The organism is Laedolimicola intestinihominis (assembly GCF_040096155.1).
GTDB lineage: Bacteria > Bacillota > Clostridia > Lachnospirales > Lachnospiraceae > Laedolimicola > Laedolimicola intestinihominis.
In genome coordinates, this window is the sequence record NZ_JBBMFE010000004.1 from 170,590 (window position 1) to 196,652 (window position 26,063).

Consider the following 26,063-nt stretch of genomic DNA (forward strand, 5'->3'; position numbering starts at 1 on the left):
CCTCTGGGCCATCATTTAATTTGAAAATAACGCTTTGTCTTTAAAACTTACTCCATCTCCAGGATATCCGCATCTGCCTTACGCAGTGAAAGCTCGTAGCCACGGACAGTTACCTCGATGGGATCCCCAAGCGGCGCCACCTTGCGCACATAGAGCTCTGTACCCTTTGTGATTCCCATGTCCATGATACGTCTCTTCAGCGCACCCTCTCCATGGATCTTCACTACTTTGGACACCGCTCCTACCGGAACATCTCTTAAGGTTTTCATTTCTTCCACTCCTCCTTCACATTTGTTGGATTTCTTTACAAATGTCATACTATGTTTACACAGATTCTCAGGTCTGCGGTACAACCATCACTTTGGAAGCCATCTGGCTTGTAATAGCAAGCCGGGATTCCTTCACGTTCACGATGATATTGCCGTCTCCCAGCTGGGAAATGATGGTGATATGCGCGCCGGCTACAAAACCCAAATCCTCCAGATGTTTCTTGGCCTCTTCATTCCCGCCGACTCTGGCAACCATGAGTTCGTCGCCCGCCTTGGACATCGCTAATGGCATCATGATCGATCGCTCCTCTCTTCTTTCGTCCGCATGGAACAGACTGCTTCGTCGCATCCTTTGCAGTTTGTCTATGCTTACTTAAGTTAGTTAATATTTACTAACATCGAGTTTTATTCTAACTCAATCAATTTTGATTGTCAATATCAATAAGGAAATTTTATTAGCTTATGCTAACTCTTTTTAGAGTTTCCGTCTTACAATGTCTATTTTGGTCAATTTTTCCTGTTTTCAGGGAAAAAAATAGTGCATAAATTCCAATCCTTTCCATCTGATGAATGGAAATTTTGAAATCCATGCACTATTTTCCAGTTTCTTCCTGTTCTGTTTTGAAACTATTTTATACTGACTGTTCTGTCGGTTTCTCCGGTTCTATGCCTGCTTCCTCTTCCGCCGCTTCTTTGAAATCCTCCATCTGCTCCGGCGTCGCCCGGGGCAGATCTCCCACGGAATTGACCCCGAACCGGCGCAGAAATTCCTCCGTCGTGCCAAAGAGAATGGGACGTCCCGGCGCGTCCATACGGCCCACCTCCTCAATGAGGCCGTATTCCACCAGCTTGTTCACAGCGTGATCGCTCTTGACGCCGCGGATCTTCTCCACCTCCAGGCGGGTCACCGGCTGCTTGTAGGCCACGATAGACAGTGTCTCCAGAAGTACGTCCGTGAGAACTGTCTTTTTCGGCTGCTTCACCACCCGGATCAGCTCCTCATAATGTTCGGTTTTCGTGCAGAGCTGCCAGGATCCGTCAAGCTCCACCAGACGGATGCCCCGATCCGCCTCTTCGTAACGCAGGGCCATCCGCTTCAGAATATCGATCATCTCCTGCTTATCCAGATCCAGCGCCTCCGCCAGCCGTTCATTTTCCACTGAATCCCCTGCGGCAAACAGTATGGCCTCCACTGCCGCCCGGATTTCACTTTCCGTTCTCTTTTCTTCCACGTTTTACTCCTCTTGCTTCGCAGGCTCTGACGGCGCTCCAAGCGCGTCTCCCGCTTCGATATAGATTTCTCCGAAGGTGTCATCCTGCTTTACGTTCAATTTCCCTACCTTCATCAGCTCCAGAATGGCCAGAAAGGTCACGATAACCTGCATTTTCCCATGCTTGCCGGAAGCCTTCAGAATACCCCGGAAGCTGGTGCGGGGGTGCCGAAGAAGCTCCTCCTCCACATAGACCATCTTGTCCTCCAGGCTGACCTCTTCCTTCTCGATCTCACCGAATTTGCTTCGAATGGGGTCGATCTTGTCCTCAGTGCGGCGCAAAATTGCCTGAAACACTTCGTTTAACCGAACCAGTGTCAGATCGCCGAGGAGCTCGTCCAGTTCCACGGGAGCCGTGTAGGCAGACACTTCTTTGGGAATATCCGCCTCCCGGTAGAGACTCCTCTCTGCCTCTCCCTGACGTCCCTTCAACTGCTCGGCCATACATTTGTACAATTTGTACTCCAGCAGGCGCTCCACCAGGTCGGCTCTCGGGTCGATCTCCTCGCCCTCTTCGTCCACCTCGGCGGGCAGCAGCATCTTCGCTTTAATCTCCAGCAGGGTCGCCGCCATCACCAGGAATTCGCTCATGACGTTCAGATCTTTTTTCTCCATGGCGCGGATGTATTCCATATACTGATCCGTAATGGTCACAATGGGGATATCGTAAATATCAATTTTGTTGCTTTCTATCAGATGCAGAAGAAGGTCCAAGGGACCCTCAAATGCAGGCAGTTTCACGGGGATGCCCATGTTATTCTCCCTTCAGACGAATCACCGACAGCTCTGCCGGATTAAAGATCCGTATATTCACTGTATGCGTGCCCAGGCCCCGGCTTACCACCAGGTTCTTTCCATTCTTTTTAAACTTCCCCGCGTCATACCTGGGAAATAATTTCGCCTGGGGCGTGATGATTCCGCCGATGCCCGGAATCCTTATGATACCGCCGTGCAGATGACCGGATACGGTCAGATCCGCGCCCCACCAGGCGTAGCTGTCAAAATAGATGGGGTTGTGGGCCAGCAGGATATTGAACTTCGTCGGATCGGGGCGTCCGATGGCCTTCTCCAGATCCTCCTGACGGAAAATGGCTCTGCAAAATTTCTTATAATAGAACTCGGGCAGCTCGTAGCCGTAGATATCCATGTCAAGACCCTTAGCGGAAAAGGAGACCTTTTCATTTTCCAGAGGCTTCACGCCGTACTCTCTAAGGGCCGCCGTGTATTCTGTATACATGCTTCCGTAGATCTCCGGGTGCAGGCGCATGCGGTACTCATGGTTGCCGTTGCCATAGAAGATCGGAAGTCCGCCCTCCCGGAGCCGCCTTATCAGCTCCAGCGCCGGCGTGAAATCCGCGCCTGGCCTGCCCACCGGCAGATCGCCCGCCACCAGCACCGTGTCCGGTTCCTGGGCGAAAATCGCCTCAGCCAGCCGCTCATTGCCTTCCCCATAGCTGAAATTATGAAGGTCCGCAAGCATAACAAAGACCGGCCCAGTAGAACCGGCCGGAAGCTTTGCTGTATTTATTTCGTATTCAAAAATTTTAAAATCAGACATGCTGTTAGATTACCATATTTCCCCGGGAAATGCAATCTGCAAGAAAATTTTTCATGCCCCGCATCCGAGACCGTAATGTATTTTACCCGTTCTCCCGCTGATATCTCTCATTCATCTTCGCCCGCAGCTCCTCATATACCGCGTGCTTCTCCGCATTTACCGTATACTCCTTGGAGCCTGTACCCTCGCGGATCTTGTCGAAAGCCTCGGCCACGTCGGCGTACTCGCCCATGGTGACGGTGGCTACCATCAGGGCGCCGATGGCAGTACTCTCGGCGTTGTCCATGCGGATGACCGGCTTGCCGTAAATATCGGCCTGCATCTGGTTGAAGGCCTCGCACTTGGAGAGACCGCCGTTGATGAGAATCCTGTGAAGGGGCACATATTTCTCAAAGGAAGCAATGTTATTGCCAATCTCCATGCAGATGCCCTCCAGCAGCGCCTTCAGCATGTCCTCTCTCGTAGTGCCGAGAGTCAGTCCTGCGAACTCCGCAGTGGCCTCGCTGTTCCAGTCCGGCGTGGACCGTCCCTGGAAATAAGGCAGCGCCATGCAGCCATGGGAGCCCGCCGGAATGCCGTTCAGGATATCGTCAAGCTTGCCGTAAAAGTCCGTCTCCTCCCGGAAAAAATTTCGCTTGCACCACTCCATGGCGGAGGTGCAGGTCAGCATATTGGCCTCCAGGATATAGTTACCTGCTGCCGAAGAAGCATTGCATACCACGTCCCAGTCCAGGTTCTCCGGCACTTCCTTACAGGTGGTCAGAAGGAAGCCGCCCGTACCCAACGTCAGGGATACCTGGCCGTCCTTTACCACGCCCTGGCCCAGCATACCGCACTGCTGATCGCCGCCTGCGCTGATAACCGGCGTTCCCTCGGCAAGTCCTGTCTCCTCCGCAAATGCCTTTGTGGTCCGTCCCAGAATGCTGCCCGGCGCGTGGAGCTCGCAGAGCTTTTCCTTATCCACCTCAAAAAGCTCCAGAAGCCGGTCGTCCCACTGGCAGGTCTTCAGGTTCATCAGAAGGGAACGGCTGCCGTAGGTCCAGTCTGTAGCGAACTCTCCTGTCATATGATACACCAGATAATCCGGAATCACGGTCAGCTTGTAAGCCTTCTCATATAAATCCGGCTGATTCTGCCGCATCCACTTCATCTTCGCGCCGGAGAACACCGGATTGACCCGGGAACCGCAGAGCTTGAAGATCTCCCTGTGGTGCTCCTCCATGGCCCTGCACATGGGCACAGTACGCTTATCCTGCCACATCTGCGCGTTGCCCAGGTGATTGCCGTTCTCATCTACCGGAATCACCGAAGAACGCTGGGAGGTAATCGCCACCGCGTCGATGGACTCTCCATGCTCCCCCGCCCAGGCAGCGGACTCCTTTACAATCGCCGTCATATGGTCCTTAAAATCCAGCGGATTCTGCTCCACCCAGCCATGATCCAGGGTAATGACCTGATAGGTCTTCTGCACTGTATGAAGCATTTCTCCATTGCCACGGAACAGGATGCCCCGCATGCTGGAGGTTCCCACGTCTAAAATCAGAAAATTCATTTGTACCTCTTCCCTTCTTCATCTTTATCAATTCATGCCCCGGAAATTCATATTCCGGGCCGTTCCTTACAAAAGCCAGCAGCCGAAACTCTGTTTCACATAATGCAGGTAATCCGCCCGCTCAATCGCTTCCGCCGCTGTAATTTCCACATTTCCAAGCTCCGTGCCGTCCAGATAATAAACCAGCTTTCCGATCTGCTGTCCTTTCTCTACCGGAGCCTCGATTTCTCTTTTAGCATACCACTTTTTTTCGATTCCGGTCAAGTCCTGACCCGTAGTACTCAGATAGGAAAAGGGGGTTCCGTATTCTCCCAGTATCTCCTCTTCCACACCGCCCCGCACGGGTACTGTCACCGGCGGCAGTTCGTCCGTATCCCGGTACAAGGTACACTTGGCATAGCCATAATTCAGAAGGGCTGTGGCGTCCGCAAACCGGCCTTTGGGGTCGGGCGCTGCCATAATCACGGCTATCAGTTCGATGCCGTCCTTTTCCGCCGTGGCTGATACGCAGAACTTCGCCAAACTGGTAGAGCCTGTTTTCAGGCCTGTGGCGTAGGGGTATTGGCGAATCAGCTTATTGGTGTTCGTCAATCCGAACTCTTCTGTTCCTCGCTTCGTGGTGTGGGTGATATTTTCCATCCAGATGGTCGAATAATTATGGATCTGCGGATACTTCGTAATCAACTCCCGGGACATCAACGCGATGTCGTAGGCGCTGGTCACATGCCCCTCTGTATCCAGACCGCAGCAATTGACGAAATGGGTGTCATTCATGCCCAGACTCTTGGCGCGCTCATTCATCATTTCCACAAAGAGGCTTTCCGTCCCGGCCACATACTCGGCCATGGCCACGGACGCGTCATTGGCCGAGGCCACGGAGATGCACTTGATCATCGTATCCACGCTCTGGGTTTCCCCGGCCTCCAGAAACACCTGGGAACCGCCCATGGACGAGGCGTACTCCGAAGTGGTCACTGTATCGTCCAGATGGATTTTCCCCTGGGAAATGGCGTCAAAAATCAGCAGCAGCGTCATGATCTTCGTCACACTGGCAGGAGGCAGCTTCTCATGGGCGTTCTTCTCCAGCACCACGGTTCCGGTGGACGCTTCCATCAGGATCGCAGAAGGCGCCGAGATCCCCAGCGTATCCGCCGGAGCTTCCTCCGCCCAGGCCGATATCACCGGAAATTGCAGCGCCAGAATAAGAGCTACCAGAAGGGACAGGAATTTTTTCATAGTATCACATCCGTGCGTTATCCGATTGTTGTAATCTATGCTTCAATGCATAAAATCAGACCTGCTTAAGGAAACAATCTCATCTGCATCTTTTACTTATCTCTACCATCCGTGATAAGCAGGCATCAAAAAACATTCGGTATGACTGGCAAAATCTGTTTTTCCCGTCCATCACTCCCATATTATCTCTGTGTTTCCGGCACCCTCCCCTGCATATGAAAAAATACTCACATTCTTTGCATTCTGATAAATGATTACAGGAATTCTCTACAAACTGAATTGCATTTCTTTTTTTCTGAATTTCTTCAAAACTATTTTCGTTTAAATTTCCCAAGTTGTACTCATCCAGCACATAGAAATCACAGGGATATACACTTCCATCTGCTTCTACCACATTTTGAAAACTGCAAATTCCCCGTTGCTCACATGCCTCCGGCATATAGCCCAGCAATATGGAAATATAATTTTCGAACTGACGGATATAGGGCTGTTTTCCCTGTTTCAAATCAATTTCCCATAATTCAAACAATTCAATTAAAAAGTTCCCGTATAATTCCGGCGTTAAGGAAAACTCCTTTTCTCCTTGAAGTTTTCCTATGGGATCCAGGCAGGCTATATACTGCTGCCAACAAAATCCCAGCTTTCTGTACTGTTCATAGATGCGTCGGATTTTAGGGGCTGTTTTGCTGTTCACAACGGTCAGTACATTAAATTGTACCCCTGCCTTTTTTAAACATTCTGCCTTTTCCAGGACATGATAATAGGTGTCATTCCCGCTTGCGTCTTTTCGAAAAGCATCATGCGTTGCTTTGATACCATCCACGGATAATCCCACCAGGAAATTGTTTTCCGCAAAGAAATGACACCATTTATCATCCAGGGCATAGCCATTCGTCTGCAACGCATGTTCGATTTTTACCTTTTTTGTATTGTATTTTTCCTCAATTTCCAAAAGTTTTTGATAAAAGTCCAGTCCGGCCAGGGTGGGTTCTCCTCCCTGAAAAGCAAATGTACAGGAACCGTCCGCAAATTCCAGACTTTTCCTTATAACATTTTCCAGCGTCGTTTCTGACATTTTTTTACACATGTTATCGCTGCGGTGTTCCATTTCATCTGCATAAAAGCAATAGGAACACCGCATATTGCATAATCCGGATACCGGTTTTATCATAATATGAACAGGCGGCATTTTTTACCTCTTTTATCTCTTATCGAATTCTTGCTAATTTGTTAATAAAATAAAAAATTTTACCTTCATCTTTTGAATAGAATTTTTTTGCAAGCATTTCAAAATGCTTCCGTTTTACAATGCTGTCTCCTGTCTGCTCCATTACATCCCTTAATGCTGAAAAATATTCTTCCAGACGTTCTTCCCCTATTAACGAAAGCATTCCTATGAAAATATGCTTAGCGTCTGGTTCCCACTGATAGTCCTTCGTAACGGGAAAACTCTCAAAACCCGGTCTTTTCGCGCGTTCGCTTAATACAAGTTCCGGGCTATACACAACATCTTTTTGAAGCCCCAAGCGTTCATATTGCTCATCCGGCGCATCACTTTCCTGCATCTTAGCGATTAATGCCCGGATCATTCTTGCCTCCAGTTCTGCATCATCCAAGGGACAAAGCTGTTCCGGATCCTCCTGCAAATCAAATAACAGATTTCCATACTGGAAAGAATTACAAAAAGTTGCATTCGCCAGTCTGCTCTGAACAGGAATCTTCATGAGACACGCCCCTTTTGTAAAAGAGAGCGGGCCGCATATTTCAATTTCTTTTAATTCCTTTGGCGTAAACAGATTTTCCTGGTGCGCAGGCATCAGGGTATATTCGTTTAGCGGCGTATTTCCTATAGAGGCAGAAGCCCGCATATAAAGATATCTTCCATCTGTAATATTTACGAAAGAACCATGAAAACCAAACAAAGCATAATCTCGAAGCTTTTCATCCGATTTCAATACAGAATTTAAAGATTTTCCCTGCATTTCCTGTTCAGCCGGAATGTCGAAAAAGTCTAACAGGGTCACTGGTATATCTATTGTCTGACATAACGCCTTTCTTCTCTCACCCTGAACCGGAGTTTTCGGATTCCATATAAAAAACGGAATATTTGCCAGTTCATTATAACACGGCATTACCGATTTTGCCCACCAGTCTTTTTCACCTAACAGGAATCCATGATCTGTGTTCACAATCAGCATGGTATCTTTCCACATATCATGCTCATCCATAAAGTCAAGTACTCTTCCTAAATTTCTGTCGCATTGTGATAAGACTGCTGCATATCTTTTTCGTATATGCTCAACCTGTTCCTTTGTCTCCGTTACCGGAGCATAGGGAGGCCAGTCAAAATGAGGTCCTTTATATTCCGGATCGCTTTCCTCCTGAACATCAAAGGGTTCATGTGGTGAAAAGGTCTCTATCTGCAAAAACCAGTTATCATGCTTTTCATTCAGCTTTAAAAATTCAAGTCCATCGTCAAACACACTGTCCATAGGCCATGTTCCCCGTTGACGGTACAATTCCCGATTACACCAGTTGTTCCGCCACCATTCCGGATGGGTAAACTCCCTCATGGTAGGCACATGCTCCGGAATTTGCGGTTCGTCCGTGCGAAGTGCCCACGGATCCGCTTCCTGCCCTCTCTTGCATTCCCAGCTGGAATACATTGTATGGTAGGTACAGCCCCCGGCTTCCCAATAATGTCCATGGTCACTGACCAGTCTGGAAAAAATTCCATGCTCTTTTAAAATCTGCGGCATGGAATTATCAAAGGGCTCCATCGGTCCCCAGCTTCTATGCAGGAAGCTGTATCGCCCGGTATGTAAATCCCTGCGCGCAGGCATACACGGCAGGCTTCCCACATAAAAATTATCAAAACAGGCCGTTTTTTCTGCCAGTCGGCTGAAATTCGGTGTTTTATTAAAATCACACCCATACGGCTCCAAAAAGCGGCGATTCAGCGAATCAAACATAACCATTATTGCCCGCATATTCGTATCTCCTTTTCTATCTCCGCGTCATCTTTTCTTTTTGTATGCGTCTCGCTTCTTTTACGAGTACGATAACCGGAACCGCTACAGCAATTGCAAATAAAACAGTTCCCACCGACATCCGAAATACACATTTACCGAAGCTTTCATAATATACAATCGCGCGGCGCAGATTTTCCTCTACATTTTTGCCCAGAATCATTCCCAGAATCAACGGGGCAATCGGATAACCGTTTTTGTCAAGTATATAGCCCAGCACAAGAAAGCCCATTGTATAATACAAATCAAACGCATTGGAATTCAGACAGAATATTCCGGTAATGCAGAAGACTGCAATATATGGCATTAAATACATTTTAGGTACCTGAAGAATTTTCGCCATTAATCCTAATGTAGACGCCTGATAAAGGAACATAAAAATGTTCGCTACGAAAACTGCCAAAATGATGGTCCGGAATAATACCGGTTGATCAATACTCAATTTAGGCCCCAGAGCGATTCCCTGAACTACCAATGCACCCATCATAACTGCGGTAGCAGTGTCTCCCGGTACAGAAAGTGATAACAGCGGTATCAGCGCTCCACCAGTTGTCGCGTTATTCGCAGTCTCCGAAGCAAACACTCCCTCCTCGCAGCCTTTTCCAAATTCTTCCGGCGTTTTAGAAGCTTTTTTTGCAGCAGCATAAGATACCAATGCTGCCGGTCCTCCACCTAATCCCGGAAGAATTCCTATCACCGTTCCGATAACAGATGAACGAAGCAGCGTTCGGATATTCTTTTTTATACTTTGGAAATCCAACATATGAAAAAATTTCTTTTCCACTTTATTTACTACCGGAATTTCCTTCAGTCTCGCCGCATTATTTATAATCTCCGGAAGCGCGAACACACCGATTACCACTGCTACCAAAGCAAAACCATTTCTCAAATACATGCTTCCGAAGGAATATCTGTATGCAACACCATCGATGGGACTTTGACCTACGCAGCAGGCCAACAGACCGATTCCCAGAGAAATACAACCCTTAATCATATTTCCCTTTGCCAGAACCGTAACCAATGATAAGGCAAGGATACTCGCTCCAAAATATTCCCACGGTCCAAATGTAAGCGCAATTTTTGACAAAAGCGGCGCAAGAATCAGCAGCATAACGGAACTGAAAATACCTCCAAAGAAGCTGGCGAACGCACCTATCGTCAGCGCCCTTGTTCCTTCTCCTCTTTCTGCCATCGGATACCCGTCAAAAACAGTCGCCACCGCCGCTGCCGTTCCAGGGATCTTCAACAACACTGCAGATATAAGTCCTCCCGAAACACCGCCCATATAGATTCCCATCAGAATACATACCGATGGAACCGGATCCATAATCATCGTAATCGGAAGCACCAACGCTATTGCAATTGGCGTATTCAAACCCGGAATTGCTCCGAAAATATTGCCCAACACAACGCCCGTCAAAATCAAAAGCAGACTGGAAGGGTTCAATACATTCTGTAAAACCTCAACAAACATATTTTACTCCTCCTCTCAACCTAACAACGCAGACCAAATTGCTCCCTGCGGCAGTGCTATATGAACAACTTCCGCAAAAAAGAAATTACATCCAAATACAAACGCAACAGCAACCCCATTTCTGACTATAATAGAGCGCATACTTCCGAAATTATCTCTTGTAATTTTATAAAATATATTCATCGTAATCAGCAGAAACAGCATCGTAGAAATAAGATATCCTGCATATCGGAACAGAATCACATATCCAAACAGGGAGAGAAGAAAAAACAGCCTGCTTCCCTGAAACAGCTCTTTAAATACAAATTGTTTTCTGTCCCTCTCCTTTATTACCTGAATTCCACGGATTATAATAATCATAACCAAAAAAATAATTACAATCCGGGGCCACAAAGCGGCCCCGCCAGAAGTATCCAGAATACTGGTTTTAAAGTCAAAACTCATTCCGTAAAACAGAGTACACACTGCTAAAAGCAACGCCAAAAACACTAATTCTCCCATGCCAGTCCTCCATCTTCTGTATGAATACGGTTAATTTAAAATATCTGCAACCGCCTCATTGGTCTTTGTCTGTACTTTCTCACAGATGTTTGCGTAATTTTCCGGGTCTTCACTGCGTGCTCCATATCCCAACGCATTCAGTTCCTTTATACACTCCGGGTCTTCCGAACAGGTTTTGATCAAATCTGCATAGTACTGTACAATCTTTTCATCTGTTCCCTTGGGCATCCACATTCCAAAGGACTGAAGCAGATAATCAAAGTCTGTATATCCCAGGCTCTCCGCTGACGGCAGATCTTCAAATCCGGGAATTACTGTATCATCCTTAGCAAATGCCATCAGCAAACGGAAGTCACCGGACTTCACATACTGGGATAACTGTCCTACACCATCAATGTAGGCGTCAATTCGTCCGCTCATCAATTCCGTCGCTTTATTATTTACTCCAAGATCTGTCATCTTAAAAGCAACATCTTCTTTTTTCTGTATTGCCAGTGCCGCCAGCTGCGGAAGCGTTCCTGACACGGTACCCATACGGATGCTTTGCGGATTCTCCTTAACTGCGGAAATAAAATCTTCATAAGTTTCGTATGGTGAATCTGCTTTAACCGCCAGCGCTACCCAGGAATCACACCACATTGTGACCGGAGTAAAGTCCTCATACGTAAAATCAGCGTTACCAAGCGCTGCCTGCAGATAATATCCGACCGGAACATGCAGCAAAGTGTAACCATCCGGCTCCATCGCTTTTACCTGTTCTGCCGCTACCTGTCCTCCTGAACCGGTAATGTTGCTGACTACCACATTTACGCCCGCATATTTTGACATATATTTCGCGACAATTCTTGCCGGGATATCTGCAGTTCCACCTGCGTCAAAGCCAACGATAAAAGAGATATCCTTTTCCGGCTTAAATGCCTCCTCTTCCTGAGCAGCTGTATCTACTGCCGCTTCTTCCTCAACTGTTTTTTCTTCTGCTGTCTCCTGTTTTGCTGTTTCTGCTTTGCCGCCACATGCACAGACATTCAGTGCCATCACGGCTGTCATTAAAAATACGAGTGCCTTTTTCATTTTCTTACCTCCATACATTTCTTTTACTTTTCAATCCTTTTTGTTACTCCGTTTTTAGTACCTTCTGTTTTTAGTACCTTCTGTTTTAATTACCTCTATCCTCCCTTTCTTTTTCATATTTCAAAAATGAAGCGCTTCATTTTTGAAGCGAAAATTTTATACTTTCTGAACGGTTGCTCCATTTTCCATATATCCTTTTATAAAAATTTTTCTCTGTATGTGCTCTGTCTCACCATTCGTAATCGCCAGAAACATATCCGTCGCCTGCTTCAGCAGACTTTTAAAATCTCGATTAAATGTTGTCAGCTTCTTCGGCGTCATATAATCAGAATAATACTTTCCAAAGCCTACAATCGACACCGTTTCGGGTACACTTACCTGATACTGCATACAGGCGCTGTAAACTCCAATTGCCATAGCGTCATCCCTTGCAAGAATGACCTTTGGAAGCTCCTGATTCCGAATCGCCTGTTCTGCGTACTGGTAACCAATCATTACCTCATCCTCAAGCGTGCTCTCTATCTCCTTAATTTCACATTCCATATTCATTTCCGCAGACCATCGGATAATACCCTTCCGGCGATCCCGAACAGAAGAGATCCCTCGATCCTTCAAATCCAGGAATGTAACCTTGCGATGTCCCATCTTATAGATATACTGAATCATTTCCATGGCTGCGTAATCATTGTCCACAACTGTAAATGGAATATCCACATCCTCCAGATATCGGTTAATGAAAATAATCCGGTCGCGCATCTGTTCCGAAAGTCGACGGAAATATTCCTTATTTTCTGAGGAATAAGGCATAATAAACAGGCAATCCACCTGACTGCTCAACATAATTTCACACTGATTTTTTTCCTCCTTCGCAGAATTATGCGAAGTGGAAAGCATAATCCGATATCCCTTCGATCTTGCAAACTCTTCCATATAACTGAACACTTCTGTCTCTCTCACATCGTTAATGGAAGGAACAATAACACCCAAAAGCTTCGCACTGTCTGAAGCCAGCGCCTTTGCCTGATAATTAGGACGGTAATCCAACTCCTCAATAGCTTCATATACCTTTTTTACATTCTCTTCTTTTACAGACCCTTTTCCGTTTAAAACATTAGAAATTGTTCCAAATGATAGTCCGGTCCGTTCCGCTATCTGCTTATAGGATGCCATACCTTTTATCACCTCCAAAAATGAAGCGCTTCATTCATTGACTACATTATACGTTCCGAATCTGTTTTCTGTCAATTAACAAATATCACAATTATCAATCCGCACTTTTATGCACTTCGCCTTTTTATCCCCCTTATCTCAGCCGAGATAGACCTCTACATTTTATTGTATTTCTCAATGACCTTCATCTCAGCCGTAACAAATAAATAGTGCTTCGGAAACGTTAGCTGATTTTCCGTAGGGACGAGCAGGCTGGCAGCATCTGAAGGAGGCCCTGTTTGAGGACCCTTGGGTCCGAGTTGGCCGGTCAGATGCGTATAAGCCGCCTGCGAGGAGCATGAAAATCTGCGTGTTTCCGAAGCACTATTTATTTGTTACGGCTGTACACAGCCTATAATCTATTTTTCTTTATTCTCTTCTTCCTCCGCATAAGCGCTCTCCCGCTCATCCAGATCGAGATAAGGCACATGGTGCCCCACATACTTGTAAGCCGGACGGATAATCTTGCCCGCATTGACGATTTCCTCGATTCGATGCGCGCTCCATCCTGAGATACGGGAAATCGCGAAGATCGGGGTAAACAGTTCTTCCGGCAGACCCAGCATGCTGTATACAAAGCCGCTGTAGAAGTCCACATTCGCGCAGACAGGCTTTAAGAGTCTGCGGCCTGACATGAGGCAGTCGCCTGCGATACGCTCCACGCGCTCGTAGAGGTTAAACTCCTCCTCCAGGCCCTTCTCCTCGGACAGCTTTCTCGCGTACTCCTTCAGAATCACCGCACGGGGATCAGACTCTGTGTAGACCGCGTGCCCCATACCATAGATAAGGCCTGCCCGGTCAAAGGCTTCTTTTCGGAGAATCCGCTGCAAATAAGACTCAATCATCGTCTCATCCCGCCAGTTGGTCACATGGGCCTTGATATCCTTGAACATCTCCTGCACCTTCAGGTTCGCGCCGCCGTGCTTGGGACCTTTCAGGGAACCTAAGGATGCCGCCACTGCGGAATAGGTATCGGTGCCGGTGGAAGAAACAACGTGGGTCGTAAAGGTAGAGTTATTACCGCCGCCATGCTCTGCGTGCAGCACCAGGGCCACATCCAGCACCTTTGCCTCCAGCTCCGTATACTGGCCGTCCTTTCGAAGCAGACGCAGGATATTCTCCGCTGTGGACAGATCCGGTTTCGGATTCCGGATAATCAGGCTTTTATTCAGATGATAATGACGGTACGCATGATAACCGTAGACAGAATACAGCGGGAACTGGGCAATCAGCTGCAGAGACTGTTTCAGGATATTGTGGATGGAGATATCCTCCGGGTTCTGATCATAGGAATACATGGTCAGCACGCATTTCTGCAGGGTATTCATCATATTGGAACTGGGTGCCTTCATGATAACATCGCGGACAAAGGTCTCCGGAAGCTCCCGGTAGATGCCGATCAAATCAATGAATTCATGAAGCTGCTGTCTGGTGGGCAGCTTTCCGAACAATAACAGATAGGTTGCCTCCTCGAAGGCAAACCGGCGGTTGGCCTCGCCCCGGATCAGATCCTCCACATTGACGCCCTGGAAGTACAGTTCGCCGTCGATGGGAACCCGCTCTCCATCGATATAGCCGAAGGAAACCACATCGGAAATCTCCGTCAGTCCGGTCAGGACACCTTTTCCGCCGGAATCACGCAGACCCCGTTTCACATCATAATCCGCATACAGCCGCACGTCGATTTTTCCGGAACGGCTGCTGTATTCTACCAGCTTGTTAAATTTCTCATCTACCAGCACATCATCTTTCTTCATTTTCTCATATCCTCCTCGGCGTCCGCTTCCGAACAACGGATATCTACACTAAGCGGACATTTTATTCAATTATAGCGAAAAAGTATCTGAATGGCAAGACCAGATTCCCCAGAAAGTAATAATCCCGTTTAAAAAAAGAGGAGCTGCGCAGACAGTCTCCTCTTTTTCGCTGTAAAATTTTCACCCTGTTTTAAGTTTTACTGTCTATTTCAGATGATCCACCGCCGCACGCTCGATAGCCAATCCCTCTGTGTAACGCGCAAGGAACGCGTCAAAGCCCTTTACATCCTCCGGATCCGGGGCAAGGGTTTCGCCCTTCTCGCCTGCGAATACCCGGTTGTTCAGGTAATCGCCCAGACTCTCGCCCTCCTTCTTCTCCTTCATGTAAGCTGCCAACAGCGCGATGCCCCATGCGCCGCCCTCGCCTGCAGTTTCCATGACAGTCACCGGTACGTCCATGGCTGCCGCCATGATGCTCTGGCCCACGCCTTTTGTCTTAAAGAGTCCGCCGTGCCCCATGACCTCGTCCGCCTCTACACCCTCTTCCTTGAACAGGATATCCAGTCCGGTCTTCAGCGCGCCTAGGGCGGTGTAAAGATGTACCCGCATGAAGTTAGCCAAGTTAAACTTGGCGTTCGGGGTGCGGACAAAGAGCGGTCTTCCTTCTTCAAAGCCGGTCAGATGCTCTCCGGAGAAATAGTTGTATGCCAGCAGGCCGCCACAGTCCTTATCTGCCTCTAGGGCCTTACGGTACAGGGTTCCAAAGAGCTCGTTCATATCTACCTTCATGCCGAAGCTCTCGGCAAATTCTTTGAAAAGGCCTACCCATGCGTTCAGGTCGGAAGTACAGTTGTTGCAGTGTACCATACCCACCAGGCTGCCGTCCGGGGTGGTCACCAGGTCAATCTCCGGATGTACCTTCTTCAGCTCATGCTCCAATACGATCATGGCAAATACAGAGGTACCTGCGGATACGTTACCGGTTCTCTGGGCTACGCTGTTGGTGGCCACCATTCCGGTACCTCCGTCGCCCTCCGGCGGACACATGGGAATGCCGCTCTCCAGAGTTCCCGAAGGATCCAGAAGCTTTGCGCCTGCTTCCGTCAGCACGCCTGCCTGCTCTCCCGCATTCTGTACCTTCGGCAGGATTTCGCGAATCTTCCATCCAAAGCCCTTATCCGCTATTTTTGCCTGGAACTTATCCAGCATTTCCTCGTTAAACTGCTTGGTCGCCGTATCAATAGGGAACATACCGGAGGCTTCACATACGCCCAGCGTCTTCTCTCCGGTCAGTTGCCAATGAATGTAGCCTGCCAGCGTGGTCATAAAAGTAATCTCCGGCACATGCTCCTCGCCGTTCAGAATCGCCTGATACAGATGGGCAATGCTCCATCTCTGGGGAATATTGTACTGGAACAGTTCGGTCAATTCCCGGGAAGCCTCACCGGTAATGGTATTTCTCCAGGTGCGGAAGGGCACCAGCTGCTTTCCGTCTTTATCAAATACCAGATAGCCGTGCATCATGGCGCTGATTCCGATGGAACCTACCTTGGTAAGCTCTACGCCGTATTTTTCCTTCACGTCCTCTTTCAGGGAAGCAAAGCTGCCCTGCAGTCCCTTCCAGACCAGACTAAGGGGATAGGTCCAGATGCCGTCGTGTAGCTGGTTTTCCCAGTCAAAATTTCCTACTGCAATGGCTTTGTAGCTGCCATCCACCAGTACCGCCTTGATTCGGGTAGAACCCAGCTCAATACCAAGGGATGTTTTTCCATTTAAAATAGCATCTTTTACTGTATTCACACTCTTAACCTCCACTATTATTCGTGTATTTGCCGTTTCAAAACGAACATCTACTCTATTTATACATCAGTTTGCACAACTCGTCAATGAGAAAAAATAAAAGCAATACAACTTTTTGCATAAAGTTGTATTGCTTTTATTCCTCGCTTTTTTCCTGTCCGCTACTGTTTCAGATTTACATCCAGCTGGTTAAAAGGAATCTCGATTCCGTTTTCATCAAAGGCTGTCTTTATCTTCTCCATCAGATCCCACCGGACGGTCCAGTAGTCCTCTGCCTGCACCCAGCAGCAGATCTTCAGATTCACAGAGCTGTCCGCCAGGTCGTCTACTACAACCATGTTATTCTGATCCTGCAGGACGGCGGGCTGCGCGGCCAGCAGATTCAGGCAGACTTCTTTGGCCAGCTTCAGGTTGGCGGTATAGCCGATACCCACCACAATGTCGATCCGTCTCTTTTCCTCCGCCGTCACATTAATCAGGCTGCTGTTGGAAAGCGTGCCATTGGGAATCACGACCTTTTTATTGTCTACCGTCAGTAAGGTCGTGTAAAACATCTCGATCTTGGTCACCTTTCCTTCCAGGTTGGCGGAGGTATAGATGATATAATCCCCTACCTTGAAGGGCTTGATCAGCAGAATCAGTACGCCGCCCGCAAAATTGGAAAGGCTTCCCTGGAAGGCCAGACCGATAGTCAGACCTGCGGAACCCACCAAGGCCATCACCGAGGTGGTATCCACTCCGATTCCATCTGCCAGAAACATAACCAGCAGAAAATACAGGAGTACCCGGATCAGGGAATCCATAAACTGGGTCACGCCCACATCGGCTCCCGCCCGCTCCATGGAACGACGGACAATTTTACGGACCAGCTTGATCAGTCTGCTGCCCACAAGGAATAAAAGAACGGTCAGCAGAAGCCGAAGCCCGAAGCCGATAGCCACCGGAAGATATTTATCCAGATACTCCTGGGTTTTGCTGATCTGCTGGGTTACGTTTTCTATATTTTCGGTAATCTGTGTCGCAAGCTCCGGAGAGTCCGCGACGGTCGCTAACCATCTCATGCCTTCTTAGCACGTCCCTTCTTTGCTGTCGGTTTTTCTGCTGTCTTTTTTCCTGCCGCCTTCTTTCCCGCCGGCTTTTTTCCCTTCACCGGCAGCCTCTCCTCGGTGCAGGTAAACACCGCCACTCCCATGGGCGGAACTGTGATCTCAATGGAATCCTCGAAGCCGTCGCACTCGGATTTTTTCGACGTCTTCACCCGCTTATTGCGTACGTCGGTACCGCCGAACTTTTCACTGTCACTGTTGAAGATTTCCTTATATTTTCCCTCAAACGGTACGCCAATCTTATGCTTCTCATAAACCAACGGAGAGAAGTTGCATACGACTAACAGTGTCTCTTTCTCGGCTTTTCGAAGGAATACCAGCATATTTTCATCAGCGGAGATATTGTTAATCCACTGAAAGCCCTCGGGGGTGCAGTCGCCCGCATAGAGCGCCGGATGCTCCTTCACGAAGCTGTTCAGCGCCTTCACGAAGCCTCGCATATCGCTGTGATCCTGATACTGCAGAAGATCCCAGTCCAGGCTTTCCTTCTCGTTCCACTCGTCGAAGGTGGCAAACTCCTGACCCATAAAGAGCAGTTTTTTGCCCGGATGCACAGCCATGAAACCGTAAGCTGCCCGCAGGTTATTAAGCTGGGAATCCCGGTCGCCCGGCATCTTGCCCACCATGGGGGACTTGCCATGAACCACCTCGTCATGGGAGAGACTTAAGATAAAGTTCTCACTCCACGCATAGATAAAGCTGAAGGTCAGCTCGCCGTGATGGTAGCCACGGAATACCGGATCATAGTGCATATAACCCAGGAAATCATTCATCCAGCCCATATTCCATTTGAAATCAAAGCCGAGGCCACCCTGGTCAAGATCGCCAGTCACCTTGGGCCACGCCGTGGACTCCTCGGCAATCAGAAGCGCGCCGTCTTTGCGTTTTTTATAGATAGAATTCAGGTGCTTCAAAAATTCAATGGCCTCCAGATTCTCCTTACCGCCATAGATATTCGGAATCCACTCGCCCTCATTTTTACCATAATCCAGGTACAGCATGGAAGCCACCGCATCCATACGGATGCCGTCGGCATGATACTTCTCGGTCCAGAACAGCGCGTTGGCAATCAGGAAGTTCTTGACCTGGGGACGGCCATAGTTGTAGAGCAATGTTCCCCAGTGGGGATGGGTTCCCTGCCGCGGATCAAAGTGTTCGTAGAGGCAGGTGCCGTCGAAGCCCGCCAGGCCAAAGACGTCTTTCGGGAAATGGGCCGGAACCCAGTCCAGAATCACGCCAATCCCCTGCTCATGCAGGTAATTCATGAAATACATAAAGTCCTCCGGCGTACCGTAGCGTGCCGTGGGGGCGTAATAGCCCGTCACCTGATAGCCCCAGGACTCATCCAACGGATGCTCCATAATCGGCATCAGCTCCACATGGGTATACCCCATCTCTTTCACATAGGAAGCCAGCATGGGAGCCAGCTCCCGGTATGTATAAAACTCCCGCTCGTCTTCCCCGTCCGGCTCCGGCTTTCGCCAGCTGCCCAGATGCACCTCGTAAATCAGCATGGGTTCTTTCTTATAATCTGTCGCCTTTCTCTGCTCCAGCCATTTCTCATCGGTCCAGGTAAAGCCGCCAAGCTCGGTGATAATGGAAGCCGTGTTGGGACGAAGCTCCGCCGCGTTGGCGTAGGGGTCGGCTTTCAGCATCGGCAGCCCCTGCTTCGTCTTGATTTCATATTTATAGCAGGCTCCTGCTTTCAGGCCCGGAATAAACAGTTCATGAATCCCTGCTTCTTTTATCTTGATCATGGGATTGCGGCGGCCATCCCACAGGTTAAAATCACCCACCACGCTGACGCGTTCCGCATTCGGTGCCCAAACTGCGAAATAGGTTCCCTCCACGCCGTCGATGGACATGGGATGCGCGCCCATTTTTTCGTAAATCGTATAGTGAATTCCATTGGAAAAGTTTTCCAAATCCTGTTTTGTAAATACCTGCGGTGAGAATCGATAAATATCCTCCATCTCCTGCACCGTATTGTTATCATAGGTAACCCGGAAATGATACGCCGGAATCTTTCTGCCCGGAACCAGCGCCGCGAAGAAGCCTTCCTCGTCCGTTTTTTCCATCTCCACTGCCTTGCCTGTATCTTTTAAGATTACTTCCATCTGAACTGCTGTGGGCAGAAAAGCCTGTATCAAAGTTCCCCCCTTGACTTTATGAGGTCCCAGGATCTCCTGCGGCTCGTCCTCCTCTGAATACACCAGGGCCTCAATCCGCGGCCAGTTCATAAGCTCGTACAACTTCTTGTCCATAACCTTCTCCTCCTTATGCGATAAAACCTGTAACTGTTCAGTACCTGACCAGTTACAATGCAAAATCCATGAGAATCGGCTTCGCCGATGGGATTTTGCACTCCTGAATCACTTTCTTACGCCCTCAGCAGCAAGTGCTTCGGGCTGTACTGAACTTTTTTAGATCAGGCCGTATCTTTGCAGCGCATGATAAATACCGTCTTCCCACATGCCTTCTGTTCGATATTTCGCCGTTTCCAGTACCTGCGTTTCCGCATTGCCCATGGCTGTACCATACTCCACGTACTGGAGCATCTCCATATCGTTGGGTCCATCGCCGAACGCATAGGTGTTCTTTAACGGAATCTCCAGCTCCTCCAGAAGAATCCGGATACCGTCGGCCTTGGAGATATTCTTCGGCATCATTTCCGTATAGGGTTCGTCCTCATAGCGAGCCAGTTCAAAAGCCCGTGAAAGCTCCGGAATCATTCGTTCAAAGGCCTCCATGTCTTTAATAGCCACGGTAATCTTGCAGGCCCGGTCCGTCATCAGTTCCATCTCCTTCAGGCGCTCCGGATAATCGTCTCTCAGCCGCAGCAAAATCCGAAAATAATCGAAGGCGTCGCCATCCATCCGGCAGCTTAAATATTCCGGTCCCTCCAGTACTGCTGTGCATCCGTTTTTTTCCATTCTCGGTACAGTCTGCATCAGCAGCTCGTTGGACAGTAACTCATTGCGCAGCACCTTATCCCCAAATTCCACCCGGGTTCCCGCGCCGCTTATGATGCCGTCATGGGGCAGACAGAGTATCTCCGGAAACAGCGAGGATACGGGTCTGCCGGTACATAGGATTATGATATGTCCATTCTCCTTCAGGCGTTTCAGTCCCTCCACCGCGCTGTCCGGAATTCCCTTTTCAAATTCATAAAGGGTTCCGTCTATATCAAAAAATACGATCTTTTTATCACTCATAGCTTTAGAAAATCCTCCTCAGAAATAATCGGGATGCCAAGCTCCTTTGCCTTCTTATTCTTGGATGAGGAAGAAGTCGTGTCGTTATTGATCAGATAATCCGTCTTGCCGGTGACGCTTCCGGTCACCTTGCCGCCCCGCTTCTCGATCTGATCCTTCAGCTCATTCCGGTTGGCAAAATGCGTCAGACTTCCGGTTACCACAAAGACCTTGCCCTTCAAATCCTGCTCCCCGGATACCTCCTCCTTTACAAGGGTCAGCCGGGAAAGCAGGCGCTCGAAACGCTCCCGTTTTTCCGCGTCCCGGAAGTACTCTGCGAAGCTTCCGGCAATGACTGCGCCGATGCCGTCAATGGCCGCCAGAGCTTCCTCGTCCGCCGCCAGCACCTGCTCCACCTCGTCCTCAAACTGTCTGCATATAAGTTTTGCGCCGGACAGTCCGATATTCGGGATGCCCAGACTGTAAATAACTCTGGCAAGGGTGGTCGTTCTGGCCCGCTCAATGCCAGTCATCAGATTCTCGTAGGACTTTTCCCCGAAACCCTCCATCTCCACAATCTCCGCTTTATGGGCGCTCAGCTTAAAGATGTCCGCGAACTCGTGAATAAAGCCCCGACCGATAAATTTCTCCAATGAAGCCTCGGACAGTCCCTCGATATTCAGGGCGTCACGGCTCACAAATAAGGTGAAGGACTTGATTTTCTTCGCCTGGCATTCCGGGTTCGTGCAGTAGAGGGATTCCACGTCGTTCGTTTTCCGAATCTCCGTGACACCGCCGCACACCGGACAGACCTCCGGGATATCCCGGACGCCGCTCCGGGTCTTATTTTCCGCAATCTGTGGGATGATCATATTGGCTTTGTATACTTCTATCGTATCACCCACGCCCAGCTCCAGTCCCCGCATAATGCTGATGTTGTGGACACTGGCCCGGCTCACGGTGGTGCCCTCCAGCTCCACCGGCTCAAAGATGGCCACCGGGTTGATGAGGCCGGTTCTGGACGGGCTCCACTCGATTTCTTTCAGTGTGGTCTCCCGAATTTCGTCAGCCCATTTGAAGGCCATGGAATTACGGGGGAACTTGGCGGTTCTGCCTAAGGCTTCGCCATAGGCAATGTCGTCGTAGAGAGCCACCAGGCCGTCAGACGGATATTCGTTCTTCTCGATGTGCTCCGCAAACCAATCCATGTTTTCCGACAGGGTCGCACCGGTTACCGCCTTATATTCTACCACATCAAAGCCCTGTTCCTTCAGCCACAGGAACTGCTTCTCCCTGGAATTCTCAAAATCCATGCCCTCGGCCCGCACCAGCGCAAAGGCAAAGAAGTGGACGTTCCGCTTCGCAGTGATCTCATTATTCAACTGACGCACGGAGCCGCTGCACAGGTTCCGGGGATTCTTATACTTGGCGTCCGCCTCGGGAATCTCCTCGTTGATGCGTTCAAACTCGTGATAGCCGATGACCGCCTCGCCGCGGAGCACCAGCTCACCCTGAAACGGAATCCGTAAGGGCACATTTTTGAAGACCCTCGCATTGTTGGTGATGACCTCTCCCACCTCGCCGTTTCCACGGGTAACTGCTTTGAAAAGCCCGCCGTTCCGATAGGTCAGCACGATGGTCAGACCGTCCAGCTTCCAGGAAAGCAGGGTGCGGTGTTCGCCGATCCAGGCTGCAAGCGCATCCCGATCCTTAGTCTTATCCAAGGACAGCATCGGACTCTCATGCCGCTCTTTGGGAAGCTCGCTTAACACCTCGTAGCCCACATGGGCCGTGGGACTTCCGGCCAGCACTGTGCCGGTCTCTTTCTCCAGCGCCGCCAGCTCATCATAGAGCGCATCGTACTCATAATTACTCAGGATCTCCCGGGCTTCCTGGTAATAGGCCCGGCTCGCAGCGTTCAGTTTTTCCGTCAGTTCCTTCTGACGCTTCTTTTTTTCTATATTATTGTTCATGTTCTGTCTTCCTAATTTTTAGAGTCCTTCAGAAGCTCCTGAAGCTCCGCCATTTCCCGCTCACTAATCTTCCGCCAGGTGCCGGGCTTCATGCCCTTCAGTTCGATATTCAGCACGCGGATACGCTTCAGATGCTCCACATGATAGCCAAGAGTCTCACACATGCGCCGAATCTGACGATTCAGCCCTTGCGTCAGCACGATGCGGAAGCTGCATTTTCCAAGTTTTTCCACTTCGCACGGACGGGTCATGGCATCCAGGAGCACCTCACCCTTTTCCACCTTCCGAATCCGCACGCCGGACGCCATCTTCTGTAAAAAGGCGTCAGTCACGGGCTTATTGACCCGCACCAGATATTCTTTCTCGTGATGATTCGTGGAGCGCATCATCCGGTTCACCAAGCTGCCATCGTTGGTCATGAGAATCAGCCCTTCCGAATCCTTGTCCAGACGTCCGATGGGGTAAATCCGGGTGGGATAGCCCACATAATCTACGATGTTACGCTTCTCCCGCTTGTCCGTGGTGCAGATGACGCCGGGGGGCTTGTACACCGCCAGCAGAATTTGCTCCTCTTTCTCCCCGCCCAGGATCGTATCGCCCACCTGGACCTTCTGGCCGGGCTGGACCCGCTGTCCCATCTTAGCCGGGACACCGTCTATCAGCACCTTGCCCGCTTCGATCAGTCTGTCCGCTTCGCGCCTTGAGCATACACCGGCTTCGCTTAAATATTTATTCAGACGAATTTCTTCCATAATTTTCCTCCTGTCCACATCTTTTTACGGACATGAAACTATGAGAAATGTGCTCTGCACATTTCCCAAGTTTTCGCGGCATCTACGTTCCACTTCGGTCGGTGCTGAACAAGCGCCACCGGCGCTTAGCACCGCCAAGGTCCCGTGCAAGCACGGACTTTTGCTCGTTGCCCGCGAAAAAATAGCAGTGGCAAATGGATTTTAAAATCCATTCACCACTGCCTATTATACTGGATATTTCCGCCAGAAGCAAGAAATAGATACGATTAGCAAACTCCCTGTGCCAACATAGCATTTACAACCTTCTCAAAGCCTGCGATATTTGCGCCTACTACATAGTTCTTTGCGTAACCGTAACGCTCTGCAGCGTCTGCTGCGTTGTGGAAGATATTTACCATGATGTTCTGAAGCTTTGCGTCAACCTCTTCGAAAGTCCAGCTCAGACGCTCGCTGTTCTGGGACATTTCCAGTGCGGATGTAGCCACGCCGCCTGCGTTGGACGCCTTGCCCGGTGCGAACAGAAGGCCGTGCTCCTGAATGTACTGGGTAGCCTCCAGAGTGGTCGGCATGTTCGCGCCCTCAGCCACTGCGATGCAGCCGTTCGCAGCCAGTGCCTTTGCATCGTCCAGCAGCAGCTCGTTCTGGGTCGCGCACGGCAGAGCTAGGTCTACCTTTACGCTCCATACGCCGCGTCCCTCATGGTACTCAGAGTTCGGACGATACTTCTTGTACTCGGTCAGACGGGCACGATTTACCTCTTTGATCTCTTTCAGGGCTGCTACGTCGATGCCTTCCGGATCGTATACCCAGCCGTTGGAATCACTGCAGGTCAGAACCTTGACGCCCAGCTGAGTTGCCTTTTCAATAGCGTAGATAGCTACATTACCGGAGCCGGATACTGCAGCGGTCTTGCCTGCGATATCGATGCCGTTTGCCTTCAGCATCTCCTGTGTGAAGTACAGAAGTCCGTAGCCGGTAGCTTCCGTTCTCGCAAGGGAACCGCCGTAGGAAAGTCCCTTTCCGGTCAGAACGCCCTCATAGAGACCGGTCAGTCTCTTGTACTGGCCATACATATATCCAATCTCTCTTGCACCGGTTCCGATATCGCCTGCCGGAACGTCGGTGTCTTTGCCGATGTGTCTGTAAAGCTCTGTCATGAAGCTCTGGCAGAATGCCATAACCTCACGGTCAGATTTGCCCTTCGGATCGAAATCAGAACCACCCTTGCCGCCGCCGATGGGCAGTCCGGTCAGGGAGTTCTTGAAGATCTGTTCAAAGCCCAGGAACTTGATAATGCCCACATTTACGGACGGATGAAGACGAAGGCCTCCCTTATACGGTCCGATAGCGCTATTGAACTGTACACGGTAACCTACGTTCACCTGAACCTGTCCTTTATCGTCTACCCACGGAACACGGAACTTAATCTGACGCTCCGGCTCAACTAGGCGCTCCAAAATTGCCTCTTTGCGGTACTGCTCCTCATGCGCTTCCACTACCGGACGCAGAGACTCCAGAACCTCTTTGACTGCCTGATGGAACTCCGGTTCGCCCGGGTTCTTTGTAACAACCTTCTCAATCACTTCATCAACATAAGACATTTTTCGTTTCCTCCTCGTGTGTTTCCCTTTTATTTTTAAGTACAAAAAAAGGCGTCCAAAACAGAAACGCGAAATTCTTTTCTCACGCTTCTTTTTGACGCCTTTGTCGAGGTTTATTATGCCACCGCAGCACTCTTTTTGCAAGCGTTTTTTGTAAAAAATCCAAAAATTTTTTCATGACGTTCTTTTTTTGCTTAAAATTTTATCGTTTTAAACTGAGCCATCGCTACTCGTCCAAATAATTTTTCAGGCACTCGATATTCTTTTCCTCAAAATCCATCAGTTCTTCTGCCAGCTCACAATACTCCCGCTTCGCCTCCTGATTTTTCTTCACGGCCTTCATCAAATCGGTGATTCCCTTCGCGTTTCCTTCGATCATCAGCTCAGCCACATGTCCGGTGCTTGTATTCAGAAGTGTTCCGGCCTGCAGTGCCGTCCAGCTGGCCGCCTTTTCCACCGCCGAAGCGCCCTCCGGACGTTCACTTGCCTTTCGGATTTCTTCCGCCGCCTTATCCTCGAAAGCCAAAAAATGCACGGCCTGCCGGTTCAAATCCAGGGCCAGATCGTCGTCGTACACCTTACTGATGACTGTATTAATGGTCTCCACTCCTTTTCGACTGCTGCGGTACGCCTCGTTCAGCACCGCCAAATCCGCGTTCGTAAGCATAAAAAAATCTCCTTTCCATAAGCGAAAGTCCGCCTGGGCTTTC

Annotated in this window: 21 protein-coding genes and 1 pseudogene; all 22 read right to left on the reverse strand. The window is 49.4% G+C overall.

Going from position 1 to position 26,063, the window contains the following annotated elements; all coding sequences use genetic code 11:
• Positions 1-47: 47 nt before the first annotated feature.
• Positions 48-269: a FeoA domain-containing protein gene (locus WMO29_RS06565; protein ID WP_178038648.1), complete on the reverse strand. Its 222-nt coding sequence runs from the start codon at positions 267-269 to the stop codon at positions 48-50.
• 67 nt (positions 270-336) lie between these two features.
• Positions 337-561 (reverse strand): FeoA family protein, encoded by a 225-nt coding sequence (locus WMO29_RS06570; protein ID WP_178038680.1) that lies wholly within the window; start codon positions 559-561, stop codon positions 337-339.
• Between the two features lie 340 nt (positions 562-901).
• Complete coding sequence (scpB, locus tag WMO29_RS06575) at positions 902-1,501, reverse strand: SMC-Scp complex subunit ScpB (protein WP_349164252.1); 600 nt, start codon at positions 1,499-1,501, stop codon at positions 902-904.
• Positions 1,502-1,504: 3 nt separating this feature from the next.
• Entirely contained in the window at positions 1,505-2,293 is a 789-nt protein-coding gene (locus WMO29_RS06580; RefSeq protein ID WP_349164253.1) for a segregation and condensation protein A, read from the reverse strand.
• A 1-nt stretch (position 2,294) separates the two neighbouring features.
• On the reverse strand, positions 2,295-3,020 hold the full coding sequence (locus WMO29_RS06585; protein ID WP_349164254.1) for a metallophosphoesterase: 726 nt from the start codon (positions 3,018-3,020) through the stop codon (positions 2,295-2,297).
• A gap of 160 nt (positions 3,021-3,180) precedes the next feature.
• Positions 3,181-4,650, reverse strand: a complete 1,470-nt coding sequence (locus WMO29_RS06590; RefSeq protein ID WP_349164255.1) for an FGGY-family carbohydrate kinase — start codon at positions 4,648-4,650, stop codon at positions 3,181-3,183.
• Positions 4,651-4,716: 66 nt separating this feature from the next.
• Positions 4,717-5,886, reverse strand: a complete 1,170-nt coding sequence (locus WMO29_RS06595) for a D-alanyl-D-alanine carboxypeptidase family protein (protein WP_349164256.1) — start codon at positions 5,884-5,886, stop codon at positions 4,717-4,719.
• A gap of 79 nt (positions 5,887-5,965) precedes the next feature.
• Positions 5,966-7,075 carry an anaerobic sulfatase maturase gene (locus tag WMO29_RS06600; RefSeq protein WP_349164257.1) on the reverse strand — a complete coding sequence of 370 codons (1,110 nt, stop codon included), beginning with the start codon at positions 7,073-7,075 and terminating at the stop codon, positions 5,966-5,968.
• A gap of 19 nt (positions 7,076-7,094) precedes the next feature.
• On the reverse strand, positions 7,095-8,876 hold the full coding sequence (locus WMO29_RS06605) for a sulfatase (protein ID WP_349164258.1): 1,782 nt from the start codon (positions 8,874-8,876) through the stop codon (positions 7,095-7,097).
• A 16-nt stretch (positions 8,877-8,892) separates the two neighbouring features.
• Positions 8,893-10,389: a tripartite tricarboxylate transporter permease gene (locus WMO29_RS06610; RefSeq protein ID WP_178038640.1), complete on the reverse strand. Its 1,497-nt coding sequence runs from the start codon at positions 10,387-10,389 to the stop codon at positions 8,893-8,895.
• A gap of 15 nt (positions 10,390-10,404) precedes the next feature.
• On the reverse strand, positions 10,405-10,890 hold the full coding sequence (locus WMO29_RS06615) for a tripartite tricarboxylate transporter TctB family protein (protein ID WP_349164259.1): 486 nt from the start codon (positions 10,888-10,890) through the stop codon (positions 10,405-10,407).
• Positions 10,891-10,920: 30 nt separating this feature from the next.
• Positions 10,921-11,961 carry a tripartite tricarboxylate transporter substrate binding protein gene (locus WMO29_RS06620; RefSeq protein WP_349164260.1) on the reverse strand — a complete coding sequence of 347 codons (1,041 nt, stop codon included), beginning with the start codon at positions 11,959-11,961 and terminating at the stop codon, positions 10,921-10,923.
• Positions 11,962-12,117: 156 nt separating this feature from the next.
• A complete protein-coding gene (locus WMO29_RS06625) occupies positions 12,118-13,131 on the reverse strand; it encodes a LacI family DNA-binding transcriptional regulator (protein WP_349164261.1) in 1,014 nt (337 codons plus the stop codon).
• A 398-nt stretch (positions 13,132-13,529) separates the two neighbouring features.
• Entirely contained in the window at positions 13,530-14,927 is a 1,398-nt protein-coding gene (locus WMO29_RS06630; RefSeq protein ID WP_178038636.1) for a citrate synthase, read from the reverse strand.
• Positions 14,928-15,131: 204 nt separating this feature from the next.
• Complete coding sequence (locus WMO29_RS06635) at positions 15,132-16,727, reverse strand: xylulokinase (RefSeq protein ID WP_349164263.1); 1,596 nt, start codon at positions 16,725-16,727, stop codon at positions 15,132-15,134.
• Between the two features lie 161 nt (positions 16,728-16,888).
• Positions 16,889-17,788 carry a mechanosensitive ion channel family protein gene (locus WMO29_RS06640; RefSeq protein WP_349164265.1) on the reverse strand — a complete coding sequence of 300 codons (900 nt, stop codon included), beginning with the start codon at positions 17,786-17,788 and terminating at the stop codon, positions 16,889-16,891.
• Positions 17,789-17,793: 5 nt separating this feature from the next.
• Positions 17,794-20,097 (reverse strand): annotated as a pseudogene (gene glgB / locus WMO29_RS06645) (1,4-alpha-glucan branching protein GlgB); the annotation flags it as partial.
• Between the two features lie 159 nt (positions 20,098-20,256).
• Positions 20,257-21,048, reverse strand: a complete 792-nt coding sequence (locus WMO29_RS06650; protein WP_349164267.1) for a Cof-type HAD-IIB family hydrolase — start codon at positions 21,046-21,048, stop codon at positions 20,257-20,259.
• The gene (ligA, locus tag WMO29_RS06655; protein ID WP_349164268.1) at positions 21,045-23,000 is read right to left on the reverse strand and encodes an NAD-dependent DNA ligase LigA; all 1,956 of its coding nucleotides are present in this window, start codon (positions 22,998-23,000) and stop codon (positions 21,045-21,047) included. Before ligA ends, WMO29_RS06650 begins: the two co-directional genes overlap by 4 nt.
• A gap of 11 nt (positions 23,001-23,011) precedes the next feature.
• On the reverse strand, positions 23,012-23,752 hold the full coding sequence (locus WMO29_RS06660) for a pseudouridine synthase (RefSeq protein ID WP_349164269.1): 741 nt from the start codon (positions 23,750-23,752) through the stop codon (positions 23,012-23,014).
• Positions 23,753-24,018: 266 nt separating this feature from the next.
• Entirely contained in the window at positions 24,019-25,353 is a 1,335-nt protein-coding gene (gene gdhA / locus WMO29_RS06665) for an NADP-specific glutamate dehydrogenase (protein WP_349164270.1), read from the reverse strand.
• Between the two features lie 226 nt (positions 25,354-25,579).
• Positions 25,580-26,020, reverse strand: a complete 441-nt coding sequence (locus WMO29_RS06670; RefSeq protein ID WP_178038629.1) for a hypothetical protein — start codon at positions 26,018-26,020, stop codon at positions 25,580-25,582.
• Positions 26,021-26,063 lie beyond the last annotated feature (43 nt).